The 12,150-nt window shown below is 73.0% G+C and carries 14 protein-coding genes; 7 read left to right on the top strand and 7 right to left on the bottom strand.

From position 1 onward, the window contains the following. The first annotated feature begins 22 nt into the window (after positions 1-22). On the top strand, positions 23-427 hold the full coding sequence (locus tag ACIBQ8_RS10845; RefSeq protein ID WP_397191803.1) for a MarR family winged helix-turn-helix transcriptional regulator: 405 nt from the start codon (positions 23-25) through the stop codon (positions 425-427). A gap of 36 nt (positions 428-463) precedes the next feature. Here ACIBQ8_RS10845 and ACIBQ8_RS10840 read toward each other — a convergent pair whose 3' ends face one another. Continuing rightward, positions 464-1,078, bottom strand: a complete 615-nt coding sequence (locus ACIBQ8_RS10840) for a thymidine kinase (RefSeq protein ID WP_352322400.1) — start codon at positions 1,076-1,078, stop codon at positions 464-466. 135 nt (positions 1,079-1,213) lie between these two features. Between ACIBQ8_RS10840 and ACIBQ8_RS10835 the strand changes: the two genes are divergently transcribed. The 3 genes from ACIBQ8_RS10835 to ACIBQ8_RS10825 are packed head-to-tail and all read left to right on the top strand — an operon-like array spanning position 1,214 to position 5,360. Next, a complete protein-coding gene (locus ACIBQ8_RS10835) occupies positions 1,214-1,552 on the top strand; it encodes a hypothetical protein (protein WP_397176228.1) in 339 nt (112 codons plus the stop codon). 6 nt (positions 1,553-1,558) lie between these two features. Continuing rightward, positions 1,559-3,559, top strand: coding sequence for a hydantoinase/oxoprolinase family protein (locus ACIBQ8_RS10830; RefSeq protein WP_397191802.1), 2,001 nt, complete (start codon positions 1,559-1,561; stop codon positions 3,557-3,559). Next, the gene (locus ACIBQ8_RS10825; protein WP_397176226.1) at positions 3,552-5,360 is read left to right on the top strand and encodes a hydantoinase B/oxoprolinase family protein; all 1,809 of its coding nucleotides are present in this window, start codon (positions 3,552-3,554) and stop codon (positions 5,358-5,360) included. Before ACIBQ8_RS10830 ends, ACIBQ8_RS10825 begins: the two co-directional genes overlap by 8 nt. A gap of 14 nt (positions 5,361-5,374) precedes the next feature. Here the strand turns inward: ACIBQ8_RS10825 and ACIBQ8_RS10820 are convergent, their stop codons facing one another. Further along, positions 5,375-6,244: an NAD(P)-dependent oxidoreductase gene (locus ACIBQ8_RS10820; protein WP_397191801.1), complete on the bottom strand. Its 870-nt coding sequence runs from the start codon at positions 6,242-6,244 to the stop codon at positions 5,375-5,377. A 72-nt stretch (positions 6,245-6,316) separates the two neighbouring features. On the opposite strand from ACIBQ8_RS10820, the gene ACIBQ8_RS10815 reads away from it, so the two are divergent. Continuing rightward, the gene (locus ACIBQ8_RS10815; RefSeq protein WP_397191800.1) at positions 6,317-6,997 is read left to right on the top strand and encodes a histidine phosphatase family protein; all 681 of its coding nucleotides are present in this window, start codon (positions 6,317-6,319) and stop codon (positions 6,995-6,997) included. On the opposite strand, the gene ACIBQ8_RS10810 is transcribed toward ACIBQ8_RS10815, so the two are convergent. From ACIBQ8_RS10810 to ACIBQ8_RS10800, 3 genes are read right to left on the bottom strand one after another with little or no spacing between them, the layout of a single operon-like run. Further along, positions 6,975-7,424, bottom strand: coding sequence for a hypothetical protein (locus ACIBQ8_RS10810; RefSeq protein WP_397176222.1), 450 nt, complete (start codon positions 7,422-7,424; stop codon positions 6,975-6,977). The genes ACIBQ8_RS10815 and ACIBQ8_RS10810 overlap by 23 nt on opposite strands. Continuing rightward, the gene (locus ACIBQ8_RS10805) at positions 7,421-7,936 is read right to left on the bottom strand and encodes an RNA polymerase sigma factor (RefSeq protein WP_397191799.1); all 516 of its coding nucleotides are present in this window, start codon (positions 7,934-7,936) and stop codon (positions 7,421-7,423) included. The genes ACIBQ8_RS10810 and ACIBQ8_RS10805 overlap by 4 nt, the downstream gene beginning before the upstream one ends. A gap of 47 nt (positions 7,937-7,983) precedes the next feature. After that, positions 7,984-8,514 (bottom strand): uridine kinase, encoded by a 531-nt coding sequence (locus ACIBQ8_RS10800; RefSeq protein ID WP_397191798.1) that lies wholly within the window; start codon positions 8,512-8,514, stop codon positions 7,984-7,986. A 75-nt stretch (positions 8,515-8,589) separates the two neighbouring features. On the opposite strand from ACIBQ8_RS10800, the gene ACIBQ8_RS10795 reads away from it, so the two are divergent. Together ACIBQ8_RS10795 and ACIBQ8_RS10790 are read left to right on the top strand one after the other, a co-directional pair. Next, a complete protein-coding gene (locus ACIBQ8_RS10795; protein ID WP_397191797.1) occupies positions 8,590-9,747 on the top strand; it encodes a CaiB/BaiF CoA transferase family protein in 1,158 nt (385 codons plus the stop codon). A 73-nt stretch (positions 9,748-9,820) separates the two neighbouring features. Beyond that, positions 9,821-11,305, top strand: coding sequence for a carboxyl transferase domain-containing protein (locus tag ACIBQ8_RS10790; RefSeq protein WP_397176216.1), 1,485 nt, complete (start codon positions 9,821-9,823; stop codon positions 11,303-11,305). Between the two features lie 4 nt (positions 11,306-11,309). Here the strand turns inward: ACIBQ8_RS10790 and ACIBQ8_RS10785 are convergent, their stop codons facing one another. Together ACIBQ8_RS10785 and ACIBQ8_RS10780 are read right to left on the bottom strand one after the other, a co-directional pair. Beyond that, positions 11,310-11,705: a hypothetical protein gene (locus tag ACIBQ8_RS10785; protein ID WP_397176214.1), complete on the bottom strand. Its 396-nt coding sequence runs from the start codon at positions 11,703-11,705 to the stop codon at positions 11,310-11,312. Further along, positions 11,702-12,148, bottom strand: coding sequence for a hypothetical protein (locus tag ACIBQ8_RS10780; protein WP_352322420.1), 447 nt, complete (start codon positions 12,146-12,148; stop codon positions 11,702-11,704). Before ACIBQ8_RS10780 ends, ACIBQ8_RS10785 begins: the two co-directional genes overlap by 4 nt. Between the last annotated feature and the right edge of the window lie 2 nt (positions 12,149-12,150).

The raw sequence follows: 12,150 nt of genomic DNA, 5'->3' as shown, positions 1-12,150 counted from the left end.
GCGGCGGTGGGACAATCGGAAGGTGTCGAGCCGCCGCCTTGGTTACCTGCTCAAGCATGCCGCGCTGCGCCTGGCCGAGTTCACCGGCCCGGCCCTCGCGCCCTACGGGATCGACGGGCGGGAGCTCGGGGTGCTGTCGGTGATCGACGCCCCCGAGCCGCTGTCGCAGCAGGAGGCCGCCCAGCGGCTCGGCATCGACCGCACGACGATGGTCGCCATGATCGACGCGCTGGAGGGCAAGGGGCTGGTGGCGCGGCGGCCGCATCCGGGCGACCGCCGCAAGAACGCGGTGGAGCTGACCGAGCGCGGCCGCGAGACCATGCGCCTCGCGGTGCCGGCCGTGGAGGAGGCCGAGCGCGCCTTCCTGTCCGCCCTGCCGCAGGACGAGCGACGCCTGTTCCACGACGCCCTCGACCGGCTGGTCTGAGCCACCTGGCTCACGCCACAGCCCCCGGCACGCGGGTCAGGCCGGGGCGCCGCCCTCGCCGAGCTGGCCGGAGCGGTGGTGGCGGCGGCAGAGCACCTGGTAGCGCACCGGCGAGGCGTCGGTGTCGCCGATCACGACCTGCTCGCCCGTCCGCGCCAGCACCCCGCCCACCACGCGCGCGTTGAGCTGCCCGGGGCGTCCGCACCAGCACAACACCTCGACCTGCAGCCGGCACACCTCGTCGGCCAGCTCGAACAGGCGCTGCGCGCCGGGGAACATGACCGACCGGAAGTCGGAGGCCAGGCCGAAGGCGTAGACGTCGATGCCGTGCTCGTCCACCAGGTCGGCGAGCTGCTCGATCTGCTCGACCGTGTAGAAGCAGGCCTCGTCGCAGATCAGGTAGTCGATGCGCTCGTGCGAGGTGACCAGGCCGACGAGGTCGAGGGAGTCCTCCACCTCGATCGCCTCAAGGCCCAGCCCGATCCGGCTGGTGACCTTCGGGCCGCCGGAGCGGTCGTGCTTGGTCAGGACCAGCCCTCGCCGCCCCTGGCGGCCGTGGTTGTAGTTCATCTGGAGCGCCAGAGTGGACTTCCCGCAGTCCATGGGGCCGAAGTAGAACTTCAGCACGGCGTCCCGGGCTCCGGATGGCACGGCTGACAAGGCAGACAGTTCGGTCACAGGAGGCCAGCTTAGCGGCTTGGCTTGTCCCATGACCTCGTGGGACATTTCTCCCCTGGACTCTCAGGAGGAACTGTGGTCACCGACAATCCACCGACGCTCGACGCGATGCTGACACAGGACGACGTGACGGCCGCCCAGGCCGACGCCACCCGCTGGCGGTACGGCTTCCTGGTCGTCGTGGCGGGCATCGTCGCGATCCTGATCGCCTTCGGCGCCGCCGTGTTCGCCACCCGTGAGTTCGCCGCGCTGTTCGCGGGCGTGGCAGGAGTGGTCGGCACGATCATCGGCGCCTATTTCGGCGTGCAGGCCGGCCAGTCGGGGAAGGCCAGAGTCGAGGCCGAGCTGGCGAAATCCCAAGAGCTGGTGGTGCGCCTGGCGGCCTACGTCGGCACCCAGAACGCGCCCCGGGTCATCGACGAAGTTCTCGGCCGGCGCCGAAGCTGAGGAGCCATGCGTAGCGTCCGAATCGGAGTGGACACCGGGGGCACGTTCACCGACGTCGTGGCGGTGGACGAGCAGACCGGTGAGATCGTCACCACCAAGACCCCCTCGACGCCCGCGAACCCGGCCGACGGGTTCGTCGCGGGCATCGGGAAGCTGGGCGAGCTCGACGTCGCCTCCATCGTCCACGGCACCACCGTCGCAACGAACCAGCTGCTCGAAGACCGCATCGGGAACCTCGGGTTCATCACCACCGAGGGCTTCGAGTTCATCCTGGAGATCGCCAGGCAGAGCGTGCCGGACGGCTACGGCAACTCCTACTTCTGGGTCAAACCGCCGCGGATCGTCCCCGTGCACCTCGTCAGGACGGTCGGCGGCCGGCTCGACCACCTCGGCAACGAGGTGCGGCCCTTCTCCGAGGAGCAGGCCGTCGAGGCGGCGCGCTGGTTCAGGTCGAAGGGCATCACCGCGGTCGGCGTGTGCTTCCTGCACTCCTACGCCAACCCCGAGCACGAGCGCCGCATGCGCGAGATCCTCTGGCGCGAGCACCCGGAGGCGGTGATCTCGCTCTCCAGCGACGTGCTGCGCGAGTACCGCGAGTACGAGCGCTCGATCACCACCCTGGTGGACGCCGCGGTCAAGCCCGCCATGCGCGGCTACATCGCCGGCCTGTCCAACCGGCTCGGCATGCCGTTCTCGGTGATGAAGTCCAACGGCGGCGTGCTGTCGGAGCGCGAGGTCGTCAACCAGCCGATCACCACCGTGCTGTCGGGCCCGGCGGCGGGCGCGCTCGGCGCGGCGCTGATCGCCTCCACCGCCGGGCACCCGTCGGTGATCACCCTCGACGGCGGCGGCACCTCGACCGACGTGGCCGTGGTGATCGACGGCGAGCCGTCCCTGACCACCGAGGGCACGGTCGGCCGGTACCCGTGCAAGATCCCGATGATCGACATCGTCACGGTCGGCGCGGGCGGCGGCTCGGTGGCCTGGATCTCGCCCGAGGGCACGCTGAAGGTCGGCCCCCGCTCCGCCGGCGCCGATCCGGGGCCCCTGTGCTACGGCAAGGGCGGCTCGGAGGTCACGGTCACCGACGCGCACGTGTTCCTCGGCCGCATCCCGCCCCACCTGCTGGGCGGCGAGATCCCGCTCGACGCCGACGCCGCCCGCCAGGGCATCGAGGCGCTGGCCGACAAGCTCGGGCTCACCCCCGAGCGCACCGCGACCGGCATCCTGGAGATCAGCGCGTTCAACCAGAGCAACGCGATCCGGCAGCTCACCGTCAAGCGCGGCCTCGACGTCCGGGACTTCCCGCTGGTGACGTTCGGCGGGTCGGGGCCGCTGCTGGCCTGCCGCCTGATCGACATCCTGGGCCTGCCCGCCGTCGTCGTGCCGCGCGACCCGGGCAACGTCTCGGCGTTCGGGCTGCTCACCGTCGACGTCAAGAACGACTACGTGCGCACGTACGTCACCCGCGACCTCGCGCTCAAGACCGCCGCGCAGATCTTCCAGGAGCTGGAGGGCCAGGCCGCCGAGGCGCTCGACCGCGAGGGCTTCGACGACCCGGTGTACGTGCGCAGCGCCGACCTGCGCTATTACGGGCAGGCGTTCGAGGTGCGCGTCGCGGCCCCGGCGGGCCCGCTGGACGACGACTGGAAGCGCACGGTGATCGACGCCTTCCACGACGCCCACGAGAAGCTGTACGGGTACGCCTACCGCGACGACCCGCGCCACGGCGTCGAGTGGGTCAACCTGCGCGTCTCGGGCATCGGTCCCATCACCCGTCCGGCGATCCGGCGGCTCGACAAGCCGGGGGAGGGGGCCACCGCGGTCCGTCCGGTGCACTTCGAGGAGACCCGCGACACCCCGATCCACCAGCGGGCCGCGCTCGGGCCGGGGGCCACCGTCCAGGGGCCGGCGGTCATCGAGGAGTACGGATCGACGATCCCCGTGCACCCGGGCTTCACCGCGAAGGTGGACGAATACGGAAATGTGGAGATCCGACGTGATTGATCCGATCCTGGTGGAGATCGTCGAGGGCACGCTGGCCTCCGTCGAGCGGGAGGTCGAGACGGCCATCGCCCGTACGGCCCGCTCCCCGATGATCCGCGACGCGCACGACTTCCGCGCCGGCATCCACGACGCCCGGCTGCGCAAGCTCACCGGCCGCTCCTACAGCGCGCTCGTCCAGCCGATCGTGCGCGACTTCCCGATCGAGACGATGAAGCCCGGCGACGTCTACTTCCACAACGACGTCTACCTGTCCGAGGGCGGCATCGGCCACCTGCCCGACCTGTGCGTCACCGTGCCGGTCTTCCACGACGGGGCCGTGGTGGCGTTCGTGCAGGCGTTCGGCCACCACGACGACATCGGCGGCGCGGTGCCCGGCTCGATGCCCTCGCACGCCCGCTCGGTGTACGAGGAGGGCCTGATGATCCCGCCGATCAAGCTGTGGGACCAGGGCGTGCCGAACGAGACCGCGCTGCGCATCATGACCCGCAACTCCCGCATGCCCGACTCGCTGGCCGGCGACCTCGACGCCGAGTGCGCGGCCTGCCTCATGGGCGCCCGCCGCCTCGGCGAGCTGTTCGACCGGTACGGCAGGCAGGCCGTCGAGGAGTGCTTCGACGCGATCGTCTCCAAGACCACCGAGACCTTCCGCAGGGAACTGCTCGCCAAGATCCCCGAAGGCACGTACGTCTGGGAGGACTACGCCGAGCACGACGGCGTCGACGAGCCCCGCCTGCACGCCCAGCGCATCACGCTCACCGTCGACCACGCCGCCGACGCGCCGCTCACGATCGACTTCACCGGCACCTCACCCCAGGCCAAGGGCCCGATCAACCACGCGGGCGACTACGCCGACGGCGTCTTCCTGAAGAAGTGGCTGGCGCCGGTGCTGCGCAACCTCGCCGACACGCCCGAGCGCATGGCCGAGCTCGACGTCAACGAGGGCGTCGTGCCGCTGATCGACATGGTCTTCCCGGAGAAGGGCACGCTGCTCACCCCGGTCTTCCCGGCGCCCACCAACGCCCGCACGTTCGTCATCCTGCGCCTGCTCGGCGTGCTGGCCGGGGTGCTGGCCAAGGCCACCGGCGGACGCATGCCCGCCGACCAGGAGACCATCCGCTACACCGGCGTGTACGGCAGCGACGCGGACGGCACGCCGTACCTGATGCGCGAGGTCCTGGGCGGCGGCTCGGGCGGCCGCTGGTACGCCGACGGCGAGGACACCATCCACGTCGTCCCGGACTCGCGCAACATCCCGGTCGAGTTCGCCGAGGCGCGCTGGCCCTTCCGGGTGGAGCGGCTGGGGCTGGCCTGCGACTCGGGCGGCCCCGGCATGTTCCGCGGCGGCCTGGGCTACGACAAGCACATCAGGATGCTGCGGGACGCGTCTTACATGTCGATCGCCGACCGGTCGATCCTGTCGTGCTGGGGCGTCAACGGCGGCCTGGCCGGACGCCCGTTCCGGGTGGAGATCGCCGGCAAGGAGATGGACGGCCTGGTGGACGACCACCCCGTCCAGGCCGGCGACCTGATCCGCATCCGCACCACGGGCGGCGGCGGCTGGGGATCCCCCTACGACCGCGACCCGCGGGCCGTGGCGGCCGACGTGCGCGACGGCAAGGTCTCGATCGCCGGCGCCCTGGGCGACTACGGCGTGGTCCTGGACGGCGACCGCATCGACGAGCGCGGCACCGCCGAGCTGCGCGCCCGCCTCCGCCCGCCCGCGGACCGCTTCTTCGACCGCGGCCCCGGCTACCCGAGGCTGTCCGGCGGCAGGACGTTCGCGGAGGTGGACGAACTCTAGCGAACCGGCGAGGACTACTCCTTGTCGAAGCTGGCGAAGTAGGTGGCCACCATGTCCTGGTCGCCGTGCCCCTGCGCCTCGGCGCGGCGCAGGCGCTCGCCGGCCGCCGCCACCATGTCCAGCCGCACCCCGGCCGACTCGCCGGCCTGGGTGATCAGCCGGGTGTCCTTCTCGGCGTTGTGCACGGTGAAGGACGGCTCGAACTCGCCCTCCAGGATGGCCTTCGACTTGGCCTGGAAGTAGACGTTGTCCAGCGGGCCGCCGGTGATCACCTCGCGGACCTGGCCGGGGTCGAGGCCGAGCCCCTTGGCCAGGGCCAGGGCCTCGGCCACGATGCCGGTCATCGAGATCGCGTAGCTGACGGCGGCCATCTTGAGCTTGGTGCCGGTGCCCTGGGCGCCGTCCTCGCCGAGCCACAGGGTGCGCGAGCCGACGGCGTCGAACACCGGGGCGAGCGCCTGCCTGGCCGGCTCGGGGGCGGCCGCCAGGATGAGCAGCGTGCCCTGCTCGGCCGGCTGCTTGGTGCCCTGGACGGGCGCGTCGGCGAAGGTCAGCCCGTGCTCGGCGGCCAGGGCGGCCAGGCGGCCGACCGCCGCCACGCCGACCGTGCTCATCTGCGCCCACACCTGGCCAGGGCGCAGCGCGGGCGCGGCGGCGGTCATCGCGTCATGCACGGCGTCGCCGTCGCTGAGCATCGTGACGATCACGTCGGCGCCCTCGACCGCCTCGGCGGGGGAGCCGGCGACGACGGCGCCGTCGGCCGCCAGCGGCTCGGCCTTGTCCCGCGTGCGGTTCCACACCCTGACCGGCAGACCGGCCTTGAGCAGGTTGCGGGCCATGGGAGCGCCCATGAGCCCGGTTCCCAGAAGTGCGACTTCAGTCATGAGGATCACCCTACGACGGTCCGGTCCGGCGGCTCCGGCGAGGTACGGCGTCCGGATGCGAGGATGGCGGGCATGGGACCTTCGCGGATCGTCGCCGTACGCCACGGGGAGAGCCAGGCGAACCTGGCGCACGCGCAGGCCGGCGACCGGCCACTGGTCTACGAGCGGGGCGACCACGAGGTGACGCTCACCGACCTCGGCCTGCTCCAGGCGCGGGCGCTCGGCCGGAGGCTGGCCGGCCTGCCCGCCGGCGAGGCGCCCGAGGAGGTGTGGTGCTCCCCCTACCTGCGGGCCCTGGACACCTGGAAGGCCGCCCAGGAGACCTGGGGCGCCGGCGCGCTGCCGGTCACCGTGGACGAGCGGCTCAGAGACCAGGAGTCGGGCGACTTCGCGCGGTTCAACCTGGCCGCCATCGGCGAGCGGTTCCCCGGCGAGGTGCGGCGGATGCGGGCCGAGGGCCCCTACGCCTACCGTCCGCCCGGCGGCGAGTCGCTGGCCGACGTGGTCGTCCGGCTGAAGAGCTTCCTGCACGGGCTGCGCGCGGCGGCCGACGGGCGGCGGGTGCTGATCGTCGCCCACGACTCGGTGGTGCTGGGCCTGCGGCACGTCATGGCCGGGCGGGACGACGCCGACCTGGCCGACGTCCTGCGGTTCGCGCCGGTGCTGAACGCGTCGGTGTCGGTCTGGCGGGCCGCGGGCGCGGGGTTCGAGGTGGTGGCGTTCAACGACGTCACCCACCTAGATCCCGCCTGAGCCGCAGCAGCCGCGCCCGCCGCGCGTGGGCCTGCCCGGTCAGCGCGGCGCTCACCGCCACGAACGCCAGCCCCAGCGTCAGCGCGCCCGGGGCCACGGCGGCGACGAGCGCGGTGGTGAGCAGGGCGGCGGCCAGGGCGATCCAGCCGGCGATCACCCGGTCGCGGGCGAACAGCGGCGTCCTGCGGGTGCTCAGCCAGCCGCCGTAGCAGGCCCAGGCCAGGCAGAACGCGGTGAGGGCGGCAAAGGCCAGGTGGGTGCGGCCGGGCAGCGGGCCGGGTTCGGTCCACCACAGGGCGCAGACGAAGACCGTCCCGGCGGCCCCGGCCAGCAGGGCGGTCAGCGCGCGCACGCGCCGCCACGGCGACAGCGACGGTTCGAGACGCTCGATGATCTGGTCGGCGGTCAGGCGCGGCTCATCGGTCATTGGTCGATCTCCTTCAGGTGGTCGCGCAGGAGGCGGCGGGCGCGGCTGAGCCGGGACTTGACGGTCCCCGCCGGGATGCCGCAGATCTGGGCGCACTCCTCGACCGGCAGGTCCTCCAGGTAGTGCAGGACGAGGATCTCCCGCTCGGGAAGGGGCAGTGCGGACAGGGCGGCGACCAGGCCGGCCCGGTCCACGACGGCTTCGGCCGGGTCGCCGGTCACCGGCTCCGGCTCGGCCGCGCTCCCGGCCCGCGCGTACTCCTCGCGCAGGCGGTCGGTGACCGCCCGGCGGGCGATGGTGAACAACCAGGGCGTGAACCGTCCCGGGGCGCGCAGCCGGGGCAGGCCGCGCACGACGGCCGCCCAGATCTCCTGGGCGACGTCGTCGGCCCGCTCGGCGTCCAGCATGCGCCGGACGTAGGTCCAGACCGGGGTGTGCCAGCGGCGTACGAGTTCGGCGATCGCCGCGCGCTCGCCCAGCTGGGCGCGTACGACGAGCAGCTCATCTGTCATGTCGTCCTTCCGTCACCCTGTCCAGTCGGGCGGCAGGACGACCCGGTTCACGTCTCGACGACGAGATCGGCGCGCTCGCGGGTGCGGTCGGCGGCGAACCAGGCCCGCTCGGCGGCGAACCACTGCCGCCAGCGGGGTTCGAGCTCGGGGCCGTCGCGGTCGAGGACGCGCCGCAGCCGCACCGCCTCGGGGGCCTCCACCCAGACGGTGAAGGCCAGCAGGCGGGCGGCCGACCGGCGGGCGGTGCCGACGCCCTCGACGACCAGCACGGGCGCGGCCGGCACGGCGACCTGGTCGGCGTAGCGCTCGCGCACCCAGTCGTAGCGGCGGAAACCGGCCGGGCGGCCGTGCCGCAGCGGTTGCAGGACCTCCTCGTCCAGCAGACGGAACCAGGCGCCGGGGCCGTCGTCCCAGTGGACGGGGAAGTCGTCGCTGTGGATCACCTGGCAGCCGAGCGCCGCCCCGAGCCGGCCGGCGAACGTGGTCTTGCCCGAGCCCGCCGGGCCGTCGACGGCCACCAGGCGGACGGGCCCGCAGGAGGGCGGCAGTGCCTGGATGCGGCGGGCCAGGGAATTCACCGGACCAGGGTAGGCGATGGTGGACGGCCGCCTGAGAGAATATTCTTCCGGCCCAACGCAAGCTGGAGGTTGACCTTGCCCGGACCCCTCGGCGACGTCGTCGTGCTCGATCTGTCCAGGGCCCTCGCGGGGCCGCACGCCGCGCAGATGCTCGGCGACCTGGGCGCCCGGGTGATCAAGGTGGAGCATCCGGACGGAGGTGACGACTCGCGCGGATGGGGGCCGCCCTTCGTCGGGCCCGATCACGACATCTCGACCTACTTCCTGGCGGCCAACCGCAACAAGCAGTCCATCGCGGTCGATCTCAAGTCCGCCGAGGGCAAGGAGCTCGTCGAGCGGCTCGTCCGCCAGAGCGACGTGCTGATCGAGAACTTCCGCACCGGCGTGCTCGACCGGCTCGGCTTCCCCGTCGAGCGCCTGCACGAGCTCAACCCGCGCCTGGTCGTCCTGTCGATCACCGGGTTCGGCCACGACGGGCCCGAGGGCGGCCGGCCGGGCTACGACGTGATCGCCCAGGGCGAGGCGGGGCTGATGTCGCTGACCGGGCCCTCGCGCGAGGAGCCGTACCGGGTGGGCGCCTCGATCGCCGACCTGCTGGCCGGCATCCACGGCGCGTACGGCGTGGCGGCGGCCCTGTACGAGCGCGAGCGCACCGGCCGGGGCCGGGTGGTGCGCACGTCCCTGCTGGCCGCGGTCACCGGCGTCCACTCCTACCACGGCACGGCCTGGACGGTCGGCGGCCAGGTCCCCGGCGCCAACGGCAACCACCACGCCTCCATCGCCCCCTACGGCGCCTTCCGCTGCGCCGACGGCATGCTGCAGATCGCCGTGGCGAACGACGGCCAGTGGAAGAAGGTGGCCAAACTACTCGACATCGACCCTGATGTGGCGAAATATGCGACCAACAGGCAGAGATTCGCACACCGGGACGAGCTGATCGCCGACATGGAGAAGGCCCTGGCCGACCACGACCGCGCCCACTGGCTGGCCAGGCTGGGCGAGGCCGGCGTGCCCGCGGGCGCGATCAGGTCGATCGACGAGGTCTACGCCTGGGAGCAGACCCGCTCCCAGGGGCTCCTGGTCGAGGTGGACCATCCCGTGCTGGGCCCGATCGAGCTTCCCGGGCCGCCGCTGCGCTTCGACGGCCTGCCCCCGGCCGAGCACACCGCGCCCCCCGCGCTCGGCCAGGACGGCGAGGCCGTGCTCGCCTGGCTCGAAGAGCGGGAGGGATGATCGGCAATTCCCGGCTCCGGCATGTACCCTCGTGCGTCACCATGGCATCATCGGTTGATCGTTAGGAGCGATAGTGAGCCGTCCGGACGCGCGCACACTGATCGAAGCGGTCCTCGACAGGGGGTCGTGGAAGTCGTGGGACGCGCCGCCCGCCGATCCGGCGGAGCCCGGCTCCTCCTATGCCGAGGAGCTGGCCGCGGCCCGCGTGAAGTCCGGCTACGACGAGTCGGTGATCACCGGCGAGGGGCTGCTCGACGGCCGCAGGGTCGCCGTCGTCGTCTGCGAGTTCTCCTTCATGGCGGGGTCGGTCGGGGTCGCCGCGGCCACCCGCATCGCGGCCGCGGTCGAGCGCGCCACGCGTGAGCGGCTGCCGCTGCTGGCCGCCCCGGCCTCGGGCGGCACCCGGATGCAGGAGGGCGCGCTGGCGTTCGTCCAGATGGTCCGGATCACCGTCGCGGTGCAGGAGCACCGCGCGGCCGGGCTGCCGTACGTCGTCTACCTGCGCCACCCGACGACGGGCGGCGTGCTGGCCTCCTGGGGCTCGCTCGGGCACGTCACGGCGGCCGAGCCGGGGGCGCTGATCGGGTTCCTCGGGCCGCGGGTGTTCGAGGCGCTGCACGGCTACCCCTTCCCCGAGGGCGTCCAGGTGGCCGAGAACTTCTACGAGCACGGCCTGGTCGACGCCGTCGTGTCGGCCGACGACGCCCGCCGGGTCGCGATCAGGGCCCTTTCCGTGCTGTGCGCCGGGCCGGCCGGCGTCGTGGCGGGCGAGCCGCCCGCCGAAGACCTGCGGCCGGTGGAGGCGTGGGAGGCGATCACCCGCTCCCGCCGCGACGACCGTCCGGGCGTGCGCACGCTGCTCAAGCTGGCCGCCACCGACGTGACGCCGCTCAGCGGCAGCGGCGCCGGCGAGAACGAGCCGGGGCTCGTGCTGGCGCTGGCCAGGTTCGGGTCGGCGCCCGCCGTGGTGCTCGGCCAGGACCGGCGAAGACAGCGCCGGCGCTCGCCGCTCGGCCCGGCCGGGCTCAGGGTGGCCAGGCGCGGCATGCGCCTGGCGGCCGAGCTGGGGCTGCCGCTGGTCACCGTGGTCGACACGGCGGGGGCCGACCTGTCGAAGTCGGCCGAGGAGGGCGGGCTGGCCGCCGAGATCGCCCGCTGCCTGGCCGAGCTGGTCACCCTCGACGCGCCGACGGTGTGCCTGCTGCTCGGCGAGGGCGCGGGCGGCGCGGCCCTGGCGCTGCTGCCGGCCGACCGGGTGCTGTGCGCGCAGCACGCCTGGCTGTCGCCGCTGCCGCCGGAGGGCGCCTCGGCCATCCTCTACCGGTCGGTCGACTTCGCCCCCGAGATCGCCCAGGCCCAGCACATCCGGGCCACCGACCTGCGGCGCGACGGCATCGTCGACCGGGTGATCCCCGAGCTGCCGGACGCCGCCTACGAGCCCAGGCAGTTCTGTGAGCGCGTCGGGCGGGCGCTGGAGCACGAGATCGCCAAGCTGCTGGCGGTGCCCCCGGCCGACCGCCTGGCGGCCCGCCTGGCCCGCTACCGGGCCCTGGGCTGACCGCCTACGGCACGGGGATGCGTTCGACCCGGATCGAGAAGACCTCCTCGCGCGGCACGACCACCTCGTACGCGCCGTGGTCGACCATCCAGTAGCCGAGCGCCTCGGCCTTCATGCCGCTGTGGCCGGTGTAGGCGATGTGCAGGCCGTCGTCGTCCTCGTCGAGGACGATGCACGGCTCGCCGCCGAAGGCGCCGACGGTGCGGACGAGCACCAGCCACTCCAGCCGCGACCTGGCCACCACCCGCCGCCAGTAGCCCGAGGCGGGCTCGAAGCCGTCGAGCTCCACCTCGCTGAACAGCACGACCTGGTCGCTGTCGGGGCCGAGCGCGGCCGGCAGCGTACGCTCGCCGAAGCGGGCCACGAAGCCGGAGGCGACCGGCGTGATCTCCTCGCTCATGCGGCGGGCCGCCAGGTCAGGCCGTCGTAGCCGGCGAAGGGCCGCTCGCCCTCGCCGGTGACGTGGACGATCTCCGCCCCCGCCGGGATCGGCATCGGCACGGTGTGGAACTGTGGCACCACGTGGTCGGGCGAGGTGGTGAACCCGTTGCCGGCGAACGGCGGCACGTCGCTCCAGTCTCCTCCCATGTGCGGGCCGTAGGGCACCGCGTAGGTGTCGACGTCGCGGGCGTGCCAGCGCATCAGGTAGAGCTCGGGCACCTCGGGGAACAGCTCCGAGCCGTCGAAGGACAGGTCGAGGCCGTAGTAGAGGGCCGCCGGCGTGGTCAGCCTGACGCAGTCCTGGACCCGGTAGACGTAGCCGGAGATCACCGTGCGCTTGCCCGACAGGTACGGCACGAGCAGACGCGGCGGCACGACCTTCTGCATCTGCGTTCCGCTCATGG

It is taken from the genome of Nonomuraea sp. NPDC049646 (assembly GCF_044465525.1).
Classification (GTDB): Bacteria; Actinomycetota; Actinomycetes; order Streptosporangiales; family Streptosporangiaceae; genus Nonomuraea.
This window is presented reverse-complemented; position numbering and strand designations above follow the sequence as displayed.

Bases quoted from the DNA above. Each gene is read 5' to 3' on its own strand.
- ACIBQ8_RS10830 (WP_397191802.1), top strand. From the start codon at position 1,559: ATGCGTAGCGTCCGAATCGGAGTGGACACCGGGGGCACGTTCACCGAC.
- ACIBQ8_RS10815 (WP_397191800.1), top strand. From the start codon at position 6,317: ATGGGACCTTCGCGGATCGTCGCCGTACGCCACGGGGAGAGCCAGGCG.
- ACIBQ8_RS10820 (WP_397191801.1), bottom strand. From the start codon at position 6,244: ATGACTGAAGTCGCACTTCTGGGAACCGGGCTCATGGGCGCTCCCATG.
- ACIBQ8_RS10810 (WP_397176222.1), bottom strand. From the start codon at position 7,424: ATGACCGATGAGCCGCGCCTGACCGCCGACCAGATCATCGAGCGTCTC.
- ACIBQ8_RS10835 (WP_397176228.1), top strand. From the start codon at position 1,214: ATGCTGACACAGGACGACGTGACGGCCGCCCAGGCCGACGCCACCCGC.
- ACIBQ8_RS10805 (WP_397191799.1), bottom strand. From the start codon at position 7,936: ATGACAGATGAGCTGCTCGTCGTACGCGCCCAGCTGGGCGAGCGCGCG.
- ACIBQ8_RS10780 (WP_352322420.1), bottom strand. From the start codon at position 12,148: ATGAGCGGAACGCAGATGCAGAAGGTCGTGCCGCCGCGTCTGCTCGTG.
- ACIBQ8_RS10785 (WP_397176214.1), bottom strand. From the start codon at position 11,705: ATGAGCGAGGAGATCACGCCGGTCGCCTCCGGCTTCGTGGCCCGCTTC.